Raw genomic sequence first — 15,827 nt, forward strand, 5'->3', positions numbered from 1 at the left:
GGCGGGAGCTGGGGCGGCGGCCCGGCGGCGGCAATGGCTGCCACGGGGGCCGCACCTGCGACGGCTGCCACACCTGCTACGGCTCCCACGGCGACGGGCGCAGGCGCACCGTTGGTACGGCTGTCTCCGTTCGCGTACGTGGCCGTCCTGCGCTTGAGCCCGCGCCGGGGCGGCGGCAGAACCCGTACCCCCAGCGTCGAGACGTCGTCCGTCAGTTCGGCGAAGAGCGTCGCGTCGGTGACCCTGAGCTCGGGCCCGAAGAGCGTGGAGAGCGCGGGGCGCGGCCGACCGCTCTGCAGGGCGACGACCTCGCGCAGTACGCCCGTCAGCTGCTCGGCCATCTCCGAGGCGGAGGAGAAACGGCGGGCGGGGTCCGGGTCGGTGGCCCGGACGAGCAGCCGGTAGAAGGACTCGTAGGTCCGGAAGACCTCGATGTTGTCGGGGTCGGGGAGGGAGTCCACGAAGTAGTTCGTATAGCCCTGGAAGTCGAAGGTCAGCACGGCGAGCGTGCGCGCCACCGTGTAGAGGTCGGAGGCGACCGAGGGGCCGACCTCGGCGACCTCGGGGGCCTGGTAGCCGACGGTCCCGTAGATCGCGGACTCGTCGTCGTCCATCCTGCGGACCGCGCCCATGTCGATGAGCTTCAGCTGGTCGGCCTGCTGTATCGCGTTGTCGACCTTGAAGTCGCAGTAGAGGAGGTTGCGGCTGTGCAGATGCCCGAGCGCTTCGAGTGCCTCGATGCCGTACGCACACGCCTGCTCGACCGGCAGCGGGTCGCGCTTACCGCCGACCTGGCGGCGGTCATTGGCGATTTCCTTCAGCGACTTCCCGCCCACGTACTCCATGACGATGTAGCCGTCCATGGAGCCGGTGCGCTGGTCGAGATGCTCGACGAAGTTGTAGATCCGGACGATGTTCGAGTGCTCGATCTCGGCGAGGAAGCGCCGCTCCGAGATGGCGGCCGCCATAGCGTCCTGGTCGCCGGTGTCGAGCAGGCCCTTGAGGACCACCCAGCGGTCGGAGACCGCACGGTCGACGGCGAGATAGACCCAGCCGAGGCCGCCGTGGGCCAGGCAGCCCATCACCTCGTACTGCCCGTGCACGATGTCGCCGGTGGTCAGCTTCGGCACGAAGGAGTACGGGTGGCCGCACTTGGTGCAGAAACCTTCCGTCCGCCCCGCCCGCTCACCGCGCGCACGGCCCACCGGCGCACCGCAGTCGGAACGTGAGCAGAACCGCTTCCGCTCGGGGACCTCGGGGTTCTCCATCACCGCGGACTGCGGGTCGGGACGCGGCACTTCGGGAATGGAGACCAGGCCCGCGCCCAGCCGGTTGCGGCCCGACGAGCTCGCGGAGGCCCCGGAGGCACGGACCGAGACGGACCGCGACGCCGACGTGCCCGACAGGGCCCGCGACAGCCGCCCGGAGACGGACCGCCTGGACGTCGAGGAGCGCGACGACGACCGGGACGAGGCGCGCGACGAAGCCCGCGAACTGGAGCTGCTGCCCCGGCTTCCCCTGCTGCTCCGCCCGCCGCCCGCGATCCCGGTAGCCGGTGAACCGACCGAGCCGTTGGGCGACACGACGGGCGCGAGCCCGCAGGTGTCGCAGTACAGTTCCCCGCCGCCCATGTCCTCGTAGCTGCCCTCACAGCCGGGCCGCTGACACTGCTGCTGCTCTTCACTCATGCTTGGTCCCCCCTACGGTCAGTGGGCCCGGACTGCCGCGGCACCAGTACTTCCGCCGTGGCGTGCTGATACCGCAGCACCGCCTGCTCGGCCGCGCGCAGATCGCAGGGTGCGCTCCACAGCATCCGGCGCGCCACGTCGTACCGCTCGATGAGCAGCGGATCCTCGGCCAGCCCGTGCCGGGCGACCTTCGCCTTGTACGCGTCGAGCCGCCCGCGCAGCTCGGCCCGCACGGCCAGCGGCTGGGTGACGGCGGTCAATGAGTCGCGGGCGCGCAGCAGTTCGCCCTCGGCCTCGCGCTCCAGGGTCTCCAGGAGCGGTGAGAGCCGGTGCCACTGCGCGTGCCGCCGGTATTCGGCTGCGGTGGCCAGGCGCTCCTGCAGCGCGATGGGCGGGCCGCTCACCGCCGGCACCTCGGATGCGGCGATCTTCGCCAGCACCTCGCCGCGGGCCGACCTGGCCTCGGCCAGTGTCCTGTCCGCACGCGAGAGCATGTCCCGCAGCTGCAGCAGCCGCTGCTCGGCGTCCTGGCGGACGGTGAGCACGGCTTCGATCTCGCGCCGGATCTCGTCCAGGGCCCGGGCCGCACGGTCGTAGCGGACGGTGTCGGGCCGGCCGCCGCCGGGTGCGGAACTCCCGGGCGCCGCCTGCCAGAAGGCCAGCGGGTCGGATATCACCTGGGCGCGCAGGGCGGTCAGCTCGGCGGTGATCGACTCCAGGTCGTCCCCGGCGGGGTGCTCCCCGGGCCGTACGCCGACCGAGTTGGCGAGCGAGCACGTGCGCGCCAGCTCGGCGGAGAGCAGATCGATACGGGCGGGCAGCGCGGACCAGACCGAGTCGGAGGCGACGACCATGTCGAGCGATCTCGCGTACAGGTCGTTCATCCGCGACACGAGCTCGACGAGCGTGAACCGCTCGGTGAGCTTGGCGGGCCCGGCGATCCCCGCGCCGATGGTCGGCGCCGAGTGCGTGGCCGCGCCCGAGAGCGTGACGCCCTGCCCGCGCAGCAGATCGGTGAGCTCGACGAGCTCTTCGCGTCCGGGCCAACGCTTGCGCTCACGCACGTTACGGGCGTCGTTCAGCGCGCCCGCGTAGGCGTCGAAATAGGCCCAGAGCAAGGTGATGGACTGCTCGGTGGAGGCCCAGCGGTCCTTGGTGAGACCGGTCAGCGCGGCCCCTTCGAGGAGTCTGCGGCCCGCGTGGTCCTGCAGCGCGAGGAGCGAACTCTCGATCGCCTCGTGCTCAGCCCCGAGCCGCGCCAGCGCACGGTCCACCTCGTCCCGGTCCATCACAGGCCCGGTGGAACCCGCGACGCCCATCAATCACCTCTCCGCTCTGCTGATTCCAGCTCTCACCATGCGTGTCCGTACTTTCAACTCAGCTTATGCTCAGCGGTACTTCGGGACAGGCGGCCCCGATATCCCCTTCAAGTCGCTGGCAAGCCACGTCCGGTAGGCCTGCATCCACTTGCTCTTCTTCCCGTCCGCGCGGTAGTCGACGAGCACCTGGTTGATACGCCGCACCAGATCGTCTTTCCCGATCTTGGTGGCGACCCCGTAGTACTCCGTGGTGAACGGATCGCCCTTGAGCTCGACGGCCGGATCCTGCGCGGCCTGCCCGGCGGCGAGGGCGTTGTCGGTGACGACGGCGTCCACTTCGCCTATCTGGAGCCGTACAAGACAGTCCAGCTGGTTGGGCACGGTCCGCTTGGCGGAGGCGGTGTCCTCGAAGACGGCCCCGAAGGACTTCTGCTTCAGGGCGTCGTATGCGGTCGACCCGGTGGCCGTACAGACCTTCTTGCCCTTGAGGGTGTCGTTGTACCCGGTGATGGGCGACCCCTTGGGGGCGAGGACCTGCTGCCCGGCCTGGAAGTAGGCGGTGGAGAAGGCGACTTGCTTGATCCGTGCGCAGTTGATCGTCATCGTCCGCACGACGATGTCGACCTTGTCCTTCTGGATGGCCTCGATGCGCTGATTGGTCGGTATGGCCCGGTAGATCACGGCATCGGGATCGCCCAGGATGTTCTGGGCGATGGCCCGCACCAGATCGATGTCGAAGCCTTCGAGGCTCCTGGTGGCGGGATTGCGGTACCCCCACCGATAGCTGTTCTGGTCGACCCCGACCACGAGCTTCCCGGCCTGCTTGATCTTGTCGATGGTGGGCCCGTCCCCACTGGACGGCGTCAGGCTGGCCTCGGGATCGGTGCAGTCGGCGGCCTGTACGGTCACGCCCTGACCGACGCCCTGCCCACCGATCCGCGCACCGTCACCGTCTTCGCCACCACTGCTGTAGGCGATCGGCCCCAGAGTCACGGCGGCCGTCAGTACACAAGCCGCGGCCATCCCCGTGACGCCGCCCCAGCCGCGCAGTCTCGGCTTCTTCGCCATCGCCGTGTCCCTCCTCACCTGTACTCCGAAAGCCTGCGGCTGATCCCGACAGCCGCCCCCGCGGCTCCGAGAACGGCCAGCACCGCAGCGCCGATCGGCAGCCCGGTCAGCGCGTCGCGCCCGTCCTGGGCCGCGGTGGTGAACTGCTTCTGCTCATGGTCGATCGCCTTCTGGATGGCGGCGTCCACCTGGTCGAAGCACTCACCGGTCGAGTTCTTCGCCCCGATGACGGCCGTCAGCGCGCCGTCGTAGTCACCGTTGTCGTCGGTGCGCCGGGCTTTGGTGTGGCGCCCCTGCCAGATATCGGCGCTCGTGGCGGCGAGATTCACCGGGTCGAGCCCCGCCTTGTCGCCTTTGGCGAGTCCCTTGGCCTGGGTGAGCCCGGCGAGGAGCGACTTCATCTCCCCGCCGTAATCGGCCTCGTACTGATCCTGCGTGCCGTCCTTGGTGAGGACGGCCCCCCGGGCCACCAGCGTCAGGTTCTCATTGGCGCGGGCCTTGAGCGAGTTGATCCGGGCGTCGTTCAATACCTTCAACGACTCCTGCCCGTGGGTCCGCGAGGTGGCGAGATCGGACCGGGCGACCGCATGCCCCACACCGAGCCAGAGCAGCACCACGGCGGAGGCGACGGTGGCGGCGACCAGCCCGTGGTTGAACACCCGGTTGGTGCGCAGGTAGCTACGCCGCTGAGCGTAGAAGAGCCCGCCCAGCGCGATGACTCCGACCGCTATCCCGAAGTACGGCCAGATCTCGGCCGAGTCGTAGTCCTCGTACAGCCGCCCGGTCTCGGCGTCGTACAGCTTCTCGGCGGCGGGCAGCAGCTGGGTGGTCATCTGCTGGTTGGCGTACCGCAGATAGGCGCCACCGAGGGGGAGCCCCTGCCGGTTGTTGGCGCGGGCGCGCTCGATGAGTCCGGTGTAGCGGGGCAGCCACTCGTTCAACTGGGCTATCTGCTGCCCGGAGTCGCTGGAACTGTCGGTGTTGGCAGCGGCCTTCACGAGCAGCCGCGAAGCAGTCGCGATGTCCTTGTCGTACCGGGCCTGAACGTCGGCGGGCTCAATGGCCCCCGCCAGGAACCCGCTGGCAGCGGCGGTGTCCGCGTCGGCGAGCGACCGGTAGATATTGGCGGCGTCGGCGCTCAACGGCTGACTCCGGCTCACCACGTCGTCCGCGGCGGCGGACCGGTCGGAGATCTCAAAGGCGGCCACGGCCCCGAAAGCCACGACCAGCACGGCAATTACAGCCCCGATGATCCGCAGCCGCCCGGGCTCGGTCGTAGCGGCAGCACGCAACCGGTCCGTCCCCTCGGACCAGGCGCTGCGCCGGGCCGGTGCGGGTGCGAGTACGGGTGCGGGTGCGGGTGCGCTGGTCTGCACCGGCGCGGGTGCTTCCGCGCTCGTTGTCGGCGGGTGTGCCACTTGACCTCCCCCTGGGTCGTGGACGGTTACTACGGCGAGCAGTATGGCCGCAGGGGCTGATACGCACACCAGGATTGCCTGGATCTTGATCAACCTGGTGCCTGCGCCCCCGCTGCCTCCCCATCATGAATACGTCGCGGGGATCAATTCGGTTCCCGTTCGAGGCCTGTTGACCACGTTCGGGGGACGCACCTGGTGCCGTACGCGAACCACGGCAGGAAGAACTGCGTGATCGGGCCCACCGAGAGCGCGTACAACACCGTGCCCGCACCCACGCTGCCGCCCAGCAGCCAGCCCGCCACCAGCACGGCGACCTCGATCAGCGTGCGGATCAGGCGGATCGAGCGGCCTGACGCCGCGGACGCGCCCGTCATCAGGCCGTCCCTCGGGCCCGGGCCGAAGCGGGCCCCCACGTAGATCGCGATCGACAGGGCGTTGAGGACGATGCCGGCCGCCAGCAGGCAGCAGCGGGCGGGCAGGGGCTGGTGGTCGGGGATCAGTGCCAGGCCCAGGTCCGACGCGACCGCCAGGACCACGATGTTCGCCACCGTGCCGAACTTCGGGCGCTGGCGGAGCGGGATCCAGAGCAGCAGGACACACCCCCCTACCACCGCCGTGATCGTCCCGAAGCTCAGTGGCGTGCGGCGCATCAGGCCCTCGTTGAGGACCGTCCACGGGCTCAGGCCCAGTGCGGAACGGATCATCAGCGCCAGGCTGAATCCGTACAGCGCCAGACCGGCGAAGAGCTGGGGCAGGCGTCTGAGTGGGTGCTCGGACAAGGGGACGTATGTCAGCGGCGGGAGCGGACGGCGCGTGCGCGGCGGCCGGCCCGTCTCGTGGCGGCGCTGCAGGTCGCGCTCGTACCGGTCCGTGATCGTTCTGGTCATGTGCCGCCGCCCCTTGCATTCCTCCAGGCCAATGAGCGGCAGTCTGTAAAGTTATTGGCCTGGGCAGTACGGCCAATTATTGGAGAGTGGTATGGATCGGACCCTCGGCAGCCGTCAGCTGGCCGCGATGCTGCCCGACCCCGCCGAGGCGCGCCCCGCCTACCGCCACCTCGCCCAGGCGATGAGCGCGCTCGTCCTCGACGGACGCATCGCCCTCCACGTCCGCCTCCCCGCCGAGCGCGAGCTCGCCACCGCCCTGAACACCAGCAGGACCACCATCACGGCTATGTACGACCTGCTCCGCGAGAGCGGTTACGCACACAGCCGGCAGGGGCCGGTACCTGGACGACCCTCCCCGAGGGCCGCACCCACCGGGGCATCACCCGCCTCCTCGGCCCCGTCGACACCGCCATCGACCTCGCCCGCGCCGCCCCCGGCCTCCCCGAGCAGGCCCTCGCCGACGCACTCGCCCAGGTCGCGCCGCAACTCGCCGCGCACGCGCGGACCCCCGGCTACCACCCCTACGGCCTGCCCGAACTCCGCGCCGCCGTCGCCGAGCGCTTCACCCGGCGCGGGCTCGCCACCCTCCCCGAACAGATCCTGGTGACCTCAGGCGCCCAGCACGCGCTCTCCCTCGTCCTGGGGCTGCTCGGGCGGCCCGGCGACCGCGTCATGGTCGAGAATCCGTCGTACGCGAACGCCCTCGACGCCATGCGCCGCGCCCGCCTCCGTACCGTCTCGGTCCCCGTCACCGACACCGGCTGGGACGTCGAGATCGTCGAGTCCACACTCCGGCAGACCGTTCCTCAACTGGGTTATCTCATCCCCGACTTCCACAACCCGACCGGCTGCCTCATGCCCGACGACGAGCGCGCGCGCATCCTGCGAGCCGCCCAGCGCTCAGGGACCTGGCTGATCGTCGACGAGACCCTCGCCGAACTCGCCCTCGACGTCCCGCCGCCATTGCCCTTCGCGTCTCACGGCGCATCGGGCCAGGTCATCACCGTCGGCTCGATGAGCAAGACCCACTGGGGAGGCCTGCGCATCGGCTGGCTGCGCGCCCCCGCGAAGCTCGTCACCGAGCTCGCCGGGCAGCGCGTCGCCACCGACATGGGCGGGTCGGTCATCGACCAACTCCTCGCGCTGGAACTGCTGGAGCGCGCCGGGGATCTGCTGCCCGCCCGCCTGGAACAGGCCCGTGTGCAGCGCGCCGCGCTCGCCGACGCCCTCGCCGAACACATCCCGCAGTGGACCTGGCGGTCGCCGCCCGGCGGTCTCTCCCTCTGGGTCGACCTGGGCGAGCCCATCGGCTCGGCGTTCGCCGAAAAGGCCCTGGACCACGGTGTACGCATCGAGAGCGGCGCCTACTTCGCCACCGACCCCGGCCTCTTCGAGCAGCGCCTCCGCATCCCGTTCACCACGTCCCCCGACACCTTGCATGAGGCGGTACAGCGCATGGCCGCCGCCCTCGCGCAGGGACTGTCGCCCTCCTCCGTGGACCGGCGGCCGCACTGGGTCGCCTGACCAGCACCCTGTACTGTCAAGGCCGCGTCAATTTGGTGAGGATCTTGCTTTCCGCGTGCGAGCGCCGCGGTGGAGAGCTCCCACCGTTCTCAATGGTTGGGGGATCTGTGAGTTCTAGACGGCATGTGCGCAAGATGCTGCGGCGGATGGCGAGTGGGGATCCCGTTCAGGTCACCGGCGTCAAGTCCTACCGGGGGTACGCCGAACTCGCCTCTCTGGCCGAGCAGTTCGGATATGCGTACTCCGACATTCTGCTGAGCAACGGGCTCAGGATGCAGATCGTGCCCGACCCCAGCCCCCAGGCCCGCGCGCGGGCCGCGCAGAACTGGGCGCAGTACCCGGACGCCGCCGACGGGGTCGCACTGCCGCCCCTCGCACCCGACGACGTCGGCCTCCTCGAAGCCCGAATCAAGTTCGACGTCGCCACCGGGCTCACCGAGAAACAGCGGATCGTGATCGCGGTCGTCGGATCCGGGATGCTGGCCACGGCCGGCGGTCTTGAGTTCGGCGCGGACGCCACCTCCTTCGCCGTCGCGGGCGTCTGCTGGATCACGGCGGTGGCCCTCATCCCGGTCGGGGTGGCCGTCGGCCGTCGCTTCCGGGCCAAGAATGCCATCCTGCTGGAGGCCGCCGGATACGCGCTGCTGACCGAGGCGAGCGGACGGACCCGGTACGTGCCGCCGGGCAGACAGGTTCCCGGGCACGGCAACCCCTTCGGCTGACCGGCGGCCTACCGCCCCCGCAGCACGGCGGGCGCCCGATGAGCGCCCGCCGCGTGCGGTCGTGGGGGCCCTGTTACGCGTACGCAGCCCTGAGTCGCGCGTGCGCCTCCGGCGAAGCCCCCACATGGTCGAGCCCCAGCTGGGCCGCCCCCATCACCGGGGCCTCCGTCACCACCCGGATCACCGCCTTCGGGGCGCGCACCGCGAGCAACTCCGCTATCCGGTCGTTCAGTTGCGGGTGCCGTGCCGCCAGTACGCTGCCGCCCAGGAGCACCGGGGCCTCCTCCGAAAGGAGGTCCAGGCGCGTCAGGGCCACCGCCGCCATCGCCACCACCTCGTCCGCCAGCCGGTCCACCAGGGACCGCGCTATCGCGTCCCCTCCCGCCGCCGTCGCGAACAGCACCGGCGTCAGCTCGTGCTGGCGTGCGGGCGTGAGGTGACCCAGGTGCAGCGCCTCGATCAGTGCGTACATCGTCGGCAGGCCGAAGTGCCCGGGCAGCGTCCGTACGAGCGCCGTCGGCTCACCCCGCCCGTCCTCCGCTCGGGCCGCGAACCACAGCGCCTCCTCGGAGAGGCCGCCGCCCCCGCCCCAGTCGCCTGAGATCCGGCCGATCGCGGGGAAACGGGCCGTGCGGCCGTCCGGGGTCATGCCGACGCAGTTGATGCCCGCGCCGCAGACCACCGCGACGCCCCGCGGCTCCTCGACGCCCGCGCGCAGGATCGCGAAGGTGTCGTTGCGTACCTCCACCGTCGATCCCCAGCCGCGCCCGAGCAGCGCTGCCGCCAACTCCAGCTCCTCGACCGGGAGATCGGCGTTGGCGAGACAGGCCGAGACATGGGAGGCGTACGGGGAGCCGGCGGAACCGACCGCCCGCGCCACCGCCTCCGCCACCACGTCCATCGCCGCTCCGGCCCCCACGGAAGCAGGCTGGAAGCCGCCCCCGCGCGCCGTCCCCAGGACGGTTCCGTCCGCGGCGATCAGTGCCACGTCCGTCTTGCTGTTGCCGGCATCGATCGCCAGCACACTTGCTGTCACGCCCACGCGAGGTGCTCCTGGTTGTGCGCGATCAGGCGGTCGGTCAGGTCGTCCGCCAGCGCGTACTGCCCGACCAGCGGGTGCGCGAGCAGCGCCTTGAAGACGCGGTCGCGGCCGCCGCGCAGTGCGGCCTCCAGCGCCAGGTCCTCGTAGGCGGTGACGTGTCCGATCAGACCGGAATACAGCGGGTCGAGCTTCGGCACCGCGAGTGGCGTCGCGCCGTTCCCGTCCACCGTCGCCTGGACCTCGATCACCGCGTCGTCGGGGAGGAAGGGGAGCGTGCCGTTGTTGTAGGTGTTGACCACCTGGTACGGCGATCCGCCCGCGCCCAGCAGCGACGAAGCCAGGTCGACCGCCGCCTCCGAGTAGAAGGCGCCGCCGCGCTTGGCGAGCAGCTCCGGCTTCTCGTCCAGGGCCGGGTCGCCGTACATCTTCAGCAACTGCCGTTCCATCTCCGCCACTTCGGCGGCACGTGACGGCTTGGTCGCCAGCTCCCGTACGACCTCGTCGTGCGCGTAGAAGTAGCGCAGGTAGTACGAGGGGACCACGCCGAGGCGGTCCACGACCGACCGCGGCAGATGCAGGTCGTCGGAGATCGCGTCGCCGTGCTCGGCGAGCAGCTTCGGCAGGACGTCCTCGCCCTCGGGGCCGCCGAGCCGCGCACCCAGTTCCCAGGTGAGGTGGTTGAGGCCCACGTGGTTCAGGAAGACGTCGGACGGCGCCACGTCCAGCTGCGCCGCGAACTTCCGCTGGAAGCCGATGGCGACGTTGCACAGACCGACCGCCTTGTGGCCGGCCTGCAGCAGCGCCCGCGTCACGATCCCCACCGGGTTGGTGAAGTCGATGATCCAGGCGTTGGGGTTGGTACGGCGGACCCGCTCGGCGATGTCGAGCACGACGGGGACCGTGCGCAGCGCCTTCGCCAGACCGCCCGCCCCCGTCGTCTCCTGGCCGACGCAGCCGCACTCCAGCGGCCACGTCTCGTCCTGCTGGCGAGCCGCCTGCCCGCCGACGCGCAGCTGAAGCAGCACGGCGTCGGCGTCGGCGACGCCCGCGTCCAAATCGGATGTGGTGGTGATGGTGCCGGGGTGGCCCTGCTTGGCGAAGATGCGGCGGGCGAGCCCGCCCACCAGCTCCAGGCGGTCCGCGGCCGGGTCGACGAGGACCAGTTCACTGATCGGCAGCGTGTCCCGCAACCGTGCGAAGCCGTCGATGAGTTCGGGGGTGTAGGTGGACCCGCCCCCCACTACTGCGAGCTTCATGTCAATCAGCCCTTTACTCCGGTCAGTGTGACGCCCTCGACAAAAGCCTTCTGTGCGAAGAAGAAGACGAGGATCACAGGGGCCATGACCAGTACGGTCGCGGCCATGGTCAGATTCCAGTCGGTGTGGTGTGCGCCCTTGAAGGACTCGAGGCCGTAACTGAGCGTCCAGGCCCCCGGGTTCTCCGAGGTGTAGATCTGCGGGCCGAAGTAGTCGTTCCAGGCGTAGAAGAACTGGAAGAGCGCGACGGCGGCGATGCCCGGCTTGGCCATGGGCACGATGACCTTGATGAGCGTACGGAACTCACTGCACCCGTCGACCTTGGCCGCATCGAGGTACTCGTTGGGGATCGTCAGCAGGAACTGCCGCAGCAGGAAGATGGAGAACGCGTCGCCGAAGGCCATCGGGATGATCAGCGGCCACAGCGTCCCGCTCAGGTCGAGCTGCTTCGCCCAGAACAGGTACATCGGGATGATGATGACCTGGGGCGGCAGCATCATCATCGAGATGACGAGCATCATCGACAGATTGCGGCCGCGGAAGCGGAACTTGGCGAGTGCGTACGCCACCGGCAGCGACGACACGACCGTGAGTACGGTGCCGAGTCCGGCGTAGACGAGGGTGTTGCGCCACCAGCTGAGGAAGCCCGGAGTGTCCAGTACCTGGCGGTAGTTGGACCACTCCCAGTGGGTGGGGATCAGGTCGCGGGTGAGGGTCTGCTGGTCGCTCATCAGCGACGTCAGCACGACGAACACGAAGGGCAGGACGAAGAAGAGGGCTGCCGCGACGCCGAGCGCGTGCACGGCGATCCACTCCAGCGCCGCCTTGCGACGGGCCACGCGGGCGGCGGGGGTGTCCGCCTTCTCGGTGACACGCGGGGGGTCGAGTACTTGCGCCAACTCACTCACCAGCCTGGATCAGTCCGCCGCGGCGCCGCATCAGCAGTGCGGTGAAGACCATGGCGAGGGCGAACAGCACGAGGGCGACGACACAGGACGCTCCGTAGTTGAAGGTCTGGAAGCCGAGGTTGTAGACGAGCTGTGGGAGCGTCAGCGTCGACTTGTCCGGGTAGCCGGGTTCGAACTGCTGGCCGGAGCCGCCGATGATGCCCGATGCGACTTTCCCCGCCACGAGTGGCTGGGTGTAGTACTGCATCGTCTGGATGATCCCGGTGACGACCGCGAACATCACGATCGGCGAGATGTTCGGCAGCGTGACGAAGCGGAACCGCTGGAGAGCGGACGCGCCGTCGAGCTCCGCGGCCTCGTACTGCTCACGCGGTACGTCGAGCAGCGCCGCCATGAAGATGACCATGAGGTCGCCGATGCCCCACACCGCGAGCAGGGTGAGCGCCGGCTTCGACCAGGTGGGATCGGTGAACCAGCCCGGGGCCGTGATCCCGACCTTGTCGAGGATCGAGTTGACCGGTCCCGTACCGGGGTTGAGCAGGAAGACGAAGGCCATCGTCGCCGCGACCGGCGGGGCGAGGTAGGGCAGGTAGAAGAAGGTGCGGAAGATTCCCGTACCTGTCTTGATCTTCGTGATCAGCAGCCCGATGCCAAGCCCGAAGAGGACCCGGCAGGTGACCATCACCAGGACCAGCCACAGGGTGTTGCGCAGGGCCGGCCAGAAGAGCGGGTAGTCGTTGAAGACGTACGACCAGTTCTTGAGGCCGTTGAATGTCGGGGCGCCGATGCCGTTGTAGTGCGTGAAGGAGAAGTAGACCGTGGAGAGCAGCGGGTAGGCGAAGAAGACCGTGAAGCCGATCAGCCAGGGCGACATGAAGGCCAGCGTTCGGAGCGTCGCGCGGCGGCGCTTCGAACGGAGCGTGTAAGTGGCGGTCATGGTCGGCTACTTCGCCTGCTCGATGGCCTTGTCGATCTCCGTGGCGGTCTTCTTCAGACCGGCCTGGAGGTCCTTCTGCTTGCCCTTCTCGAAGTCGAAGCCGAGGTTCTGGATCGACACGAGGTAGGCGCCGCCGTTGGGGGAGGCGGGGGTGGTGGTGCTGTCGGGGTTCTGCGCGATGTCCAGGAAGGTCTTGAAGCGCGGGTCGTACTTCAGCTTCGGCGACTTGAAGGCGGCGAACGTGGACGGCACGTTGTGGATCGCGTTGGCGAAGCTCACGACCGCGTCGGTGTTGGTGGTCATGTACTTGACCAGCTCCCAAGCGGCGTTCTGCTTGGTGGAGGTGGCGGGGATGCCGACGATGGTGCCGGTGACGTAACCCTTGCCGTACGAAGCGGCCTCGTCGTCCGGGACGGGCAGCGGCGCGACGCCGATGTCGACCTTCGACTTGGCGTCCTCGGCCATGCCCAGACGCCACTCGCCGTCCAGCTGCATGGCGACCTGACCGGTCTGGAAGGGGTGCTTGGCGCCCCACTCGTCACCGAAGCCGGCGCGGTACTTCTCCAGCTTGGTGAATCCGCCGAGCGCGTCGACCATCTGCTTCTGGAAGGTGAACCCCTTGGCGAAGGCCGGGTCCTTGGCGATGTTGGACTTGCCGGCCGCGTCGAAGTACGTCGGGGACCACTGGCCGAAGAGGTGCTCGGTCGTCGACTCGTAGCCGTGGTATGTCGGCATGAAGCCGAGCTGCTCGTAGCCGTCGCCCTTGCTCTTCGTCAGCCTCTTGGCGTCGGCGAGGAACTCCGACCAGGTCTTCGGCGGCGCGGTGATGCCGGCGTCGGCGAAGGCCCCCTTGCTGTAGTACAGCCCGTACGCGTCACCGAGCAGCGGCAGCGTGCAGCGGTTGCCGTTGTACTGCGTGTACTCGTTCATGGTCTTGGGGAAGGTGGCGGCCGGGTCGATCTTGTCCTTCTTCAGGAAGGGGTTCAGATCGATGAACGACTTGGAGTCGCAGAACTGGCCGACGTTGTTGGTGGTGAAGGAGGACACCACGTCGGGGGACTTCGAGCCGCCCGCGCGCAGGGCCTGGCCGATCTTGTCGTCGTTGATGTTGCCGACGACCTTCACGTGGATGTTGGGGTGCGCCTTCTCGAAGGCGTCGACGTTCGCCTGGATCGCCTTGACCTCGTTGGGGGCGCTCCAGCCGTGCCAGAAGGTGATGGTGGTGTCCTTGGACGCGTCGTCCGTCGCACCTGAGCTGCTCTGCCCCGTACACGCGGAAGCGAGCAGGGATATGGCGGCGGCTGTGACTCCGGCCGCGGCCAGTCGGCGGTTTCTGGGCATGACTCGGTCTCCCTCTGGCGGATCTTGGGCTGTACGGGGGCAGTACGGGGTGGCGGTGCGGGGGTCGGTCAGTGCGCGGAGGTGTCGAAGACCTCGTCGCGGGTGGTGGCGAGAGCGCTCTCCAGCGCGCCGCGCAGAACGGGATGCTGCTGTACGTCACCGAGCACGAGCCGGGGCCTGGAGGCGGCGAGCTCACCGAGCTCGCTCTCCACCAGCTCGCGCAGAGGTTCACCTCCGGCGGTGATCACCTCACCGGAGAGCACGACGAGTTGGGGGTCGAGCACGGCGACGATCGAGGCCAGGCCGGTGGCGAGCCCGGTCGCGTACGCCTGGAGGAGCTGTCGGCACGGACCGCTCTCGGCGGCGGCCCCGCGCCTCACGAGCACGGCGGCGAGGTCGGGGTACTCCCCGCTGCCGATGTCCTCGATGCCCAACTCCCGGGCGAGGCGCACCAGTACATGGGCGCCGGCCAGTTCCTGGAACCCGCCGGCGTTGGCCTTGGTCACCTGCCGCATCAGGGGTACGCCGGGCACGGGCATGAACCCGACCTCGCCCGCGCCCCCGGTCCAGCCGCGGTGGAGCCGGCCGCCGAGGACGACGGCGGCACCGACGCCCTCCTCGTTCCAGAGGAGTACGAAGTCCTCGTGGCCACGGGCCGCCCCGAGGCGCTGCTCGGCGATGGCGACGAGGTTCACGTCGTTCTCGTACTCCACCGGCATGGGCAGCGCCGCGGCCAGCTCGTCGAGCAGGGTGGGCGTATGCCATCCGGGCAGGTGGGAGGCGTAGCGGAGCCGGCCGGTGCTGGGGTCGAAGGCGCCGGGGGTGCCGATGACCACGCGCCGTACGTCGCCGCGCGCGACGTACGGCGCTCACATTGCGGCGACCCGGGGTCTCCAGCTTGAACGTGCCGACCGTGCGCCCGGTGACATCGGCGACGGCGGCCCTGATCCGCTGGGGGTTCACATCGAGCCCGGCGGCGTAAGCTGCACGCGAATTGACCGCGTACAACTGGGCGTTGGGCCCGGGACGGCCTTCGCTGGTCCCCGTGGCGACGACGAGACCGGCGGCTTCGAGCCGGGCGAGCAGCTGCGACGCGGTCGGCTTCGAAAGACCGGTGAGCTTGCCGATCCTGGTCCGCGACAGCGGCCCGTGCTCAAGGAGCAGGTCCAGCGCGGCGCGGTCGTTCATGGCCCGCAGTACACGCGGTGTACCCGGGATCGTTCCTCCGGCCACGACTGCCCCACCCACCCCTCGGGCACTGTTAGGAAACTTTCCTATTCAGTGAGAGGAACGTAGGCCGCACGTCAGCGGCACGTCAATGCCCTGTCGCGTACCGGCAGCCAAAGTGTTATCTACTGGCCGCACAACGGGGCCTGTGGTCGACTCCGCGGATGAGTCTGTCGGTCGATGTGTTTCTTCGTGAGGGTGACGGCTTCGAGCTGCTGGACATGCCGCCCGGCTGCAATGACCAGGCGGGGTTCGAGAGTTGGCGCACCACGGTGTGGGGCTCGGACGCGGTCCGGTCCCTGGGTGCGCGGTTCTTCCCGCGGCTCGACCGCCACGACGTCGAGGTCGAGCCGGACGAGGTCGCGGCCTTCCTCGAAGAGTGCGCGCTGATCCGCGCGAACCTGCCGCTGATCGCCGCGAGCACGGCCGGGGAGAAGACCCTGGCGGAACACGGTCACGTACTGGGGCGCGATCTGGACAACATCGTCGG

The 15,827-nt window shown here is 69.4% G+C and carries 14 protein-coding genes and 2 pseudogenes; 5 read left to right on the forward strand and 11 right to left on the reverse strand.

Annotated elements, in window-relative coordinates; all coding sequences use genetic code 11:
* A partial coding sequence (locus J0695_RS01455) for a protein kinase domain-containing protein (RefSeq protein WP_443726322.1) occupies positions 1-1,298 on the reverse strand: 1,298 nt, incomplete at its 3' end.
* A 7-nt stretch (positions 1,299-1,305) separates the two neighbouring features.
* On the opposite strand from J0695_RS01455, the gene J0695_RS46235 reads away from it, so the two are divergent.
* Positions 1,306-1,641 (forward strand): hypothetical protein, encoded by a 336-nt coding sequence (locus J0695_RS46235; protein WP_425573150.1) that lies wholly within the window; start codon positions 1,306-1,308, stop codon positions 1,639-1,641.
* Between the two features lie 43 nt (positions 1,642-1,684).
* Here J0695_RS46235 and J0695_RS01460 read toward each other — a convergent pair whose 3' ends face one another.
* From J0695_RS01460 to yczE, 4 genes are all read right to left on the reverse strand, one after another.
* Positions 1,685-3,007 (reverse strand): coiled-coil domain-containing protein, encoded by a 1,323-nt coding sequence (locus tag J0695_RS01460; RefSeq protein ID WP_206959330.1) that lies wholly within the window; start codon positions 3,005-3,007, stop codon positions 1,685-1,687.
* Between the two features lie 69 nt (positions 3,008-3,076).
* A complete protein-coding gene (locus tag J0695_RS01465; RefSeq protein ID WP_206959331.1) occupies positions 3,077-4,075 on the reverse strand; it encodes a glutamate ABC transporter substrate-binding protein in 999 nt (332 codons plus the stop codon).
* A gap of 14 nt (positions 4,076-4,089) precedes the next feature.
* Positions 4,090-5,493 carry a GlnX family signal transduction membrane protein gene (locus J0695_RS01470; RefSeq protein WP_206959333.1) on the reverse strand — a complete coding sequence of 468 codons (1,404 nt, stop codon included), beginning with the start codon at positions 5,491-5,493 and terminating at the stop codon, positions 4,090-4,092.
* Positions 5,494-5,636: 143 nt separating this feature from the next.
* Complete coding sequence (gene yczE, locus J0695_RS01475; protein WP_242552073.1) at positions 5,637-6,380, reverse strand: membrane protein YczE; 744 nt, start codon at positions 6,378-6,380, stop codon at positions 5,637-5,639.
* 181 nt (positions 6,381-6,561) lie between these two features.
* Here yczE and J0695_RS45355 point away from each other — a divergent pair.
* From J0695_RS45355 to J0695_RS01485, 3 genes and pseudogenes are all read left to right on the forward strand, one after another.
* Positions 6,562-6,654: pseudogene (locus J0695_RS45355) on the forward strand (hypothetical protein); the annotation flags it as partial.
* A gap of 137 nt (positions 6,655-6,791) precedes the next feature.
* Complete coding sequence (locus J0695_RS01480; protein WP_307798356.1) at positions 6,792-7,904, forward strand: aminotransferase-like domain-containing protein; 1,113 nt, start codon at positions 6,792-6,794, stop codon at positions 7,902-7,904.
* Between the two features lie 146 nt (positions 7,905-8,050).
* Positions 8,051-8,626, forward strand: coding sequence for a hypothetical protein (locus J0695_RS01485; RefSeq protein WP_206959335.1), 576 nt, complete (start codon positions 8,051-8,053; stop codon positions 8,624-8,626).
* Positions 8,627-8,699: 73 nt separating this feature from the next.
* On the opposite strand, the gene J0695_RS01490 is transcribed toward J0695_RS01485, so the two are convergent.
* The 6 genes and pseudogenes from J0695_RS01490 to J0695_RS01515 all read right to left on the reverse strand — a co-directional run bounded on the left by J0695_RS01490 (position 8,700) and on the right by J0695_RS01515 (position 15,298).
* Positions 8,700-9,668, reverse strand: a complete 969-nt coding sequence (locus J0695_RS01490; RefSeq protein WP_206959338.1) for an N-acetylglucosamine kinase — start codon at positions 9,666-9,668, stop codon at positions 8,700-8,702.
* A complete protein-coding gene (locus tag J0695_RS01495) occupies positions 9,659-10,924 on the reverse strand; it encodes a 6-phospho-beta-glucosidase (protein ID WP_206959340.1) in 1,266 nt (421 codons plus the stop codon). The genes J0695_RS01490 and J0695_RS01495 overlap by 10 nt, the downstream gene beginning before the upstream one ends.
* A gap of 5 nt (positions 10,925-10,929) precedes the next feature.
* Positions 10,930-11,823 carry a carbohydrate ABC transporter permease gene (locus J0695_RS01500; protein WP_206959349.1) on the reverse strand — a complete coding sequence of 298 codons (894 nt, stop codon included), beginning with the start codon at positions 11,821-11,823 and terminating at the stop codon, positions 10,930-10,932.
* 1 nt (position 11,824) lies between these two features.
* Positions 11,825-12,769 (reverse strand): carbohydrate ABC transporter permease, encoded by a 945-nt coding sequence (locus J0695_RS01505; protein ID WP_206959341.1) that lies wholly within the window; start codon positions 12,767-12,769, stop codon positions 11,825-11,827.
* A gap of 6 nt (positions 12,770-12,775) precedes the next feature.
* On the reverse strand, positions 12,776-14,110 hold the full coding sequence (locus J0695_RS01510; RefSeq protein WP_206959344.1) for an ABC transporter substrate-binding protein: 1,335 nt from the start codon (positions 14,108-14,110) through the stop codon (positions 12,776-12,778).
* A gap of 68 nt (positions 14,111-14,178) precedes the next feature.
* A pseudogene (locus J0695_RS01515) lies at positions 14,179-15,298 on the reverse strand (ROK family transcriptional regulator).
* 203 nt (positions 15,299-15,501) lie between these two features.
* Between J0695_RS01515 and J0695_RS01520 the strand changes: the two are divergent.
* On the forward strand, positions 15,502-15,827 hold a 326-nt coding region (locus J0695_RS01520), incomplete at its 3' end, for a hypothetical protein (protein ID WP_206959345.1).

The organism is Streptomyces beijiangensis (genome assembly GCF_017315755.1).
Lineage (GTDB): Bacteria > Actinomycetota > Actinomycetes > Streptomycetales > Streptomycetaceae > Streptomyces > Streptomyces beijiangensis.

Coding starts and splice junctions, on each gene's coding strand:
- J0695_RS46235 (WP_425573150.1), top strand. CDS start 1,306: ATGGAGACCAGGCCCGCGCCCAGCCGGTTGCGGCCCGACGAGCTCGCG.
- J0695_RS01460 (WP_206959330.1), bottom strand. CDS start 3,007: ATGGGCGTCGCGGGTTCCACCGGGCCTGTGATGGACCGGGACGAGGTG.
- J0695_RS01465 (WP_206959331.1), bottom strand. CDS start 4,075: ATGGCGAAGAAGCCGAGACTGCGCGGCTGGGGCGGCGTCACGGGGATG.
- yczE (WP_242552073.1), bottom strand. CDS start 6,380: ATGACCAGAACGATCACGGACCGGTACGAGCGCGACCTGCAGCGCCGC.
- J0695_RS01485 (WP_206959335.1), top strand. CDS start 8,051: ATGGCGAGTGGGGATCCCGTTCAGGTCACCGGCGTCAAGTCCTACCGG.
- J0695_RS01495 (WP_206959340.1), bottom strand. CDS start 10,924: ATGAAGCTCGCAGTAGTGGGGGGCGGGTCCACCTACACCCCCGAACTC.
- J0695_RS01505 (WP_206959341.1), bottom strand. CDS start 12,769: ATGACCGCCACTTACACGCTCCGTTCGAAGCGCCGCCGCGCGACGCTC.
- J0695_RS01510 (WP_206959344.1), bottom strand. CDS start 14,110: ATGCCCAGAAACCGCCGACTGGCCGCGGCCGGAGTCACAGCCGCCGCC.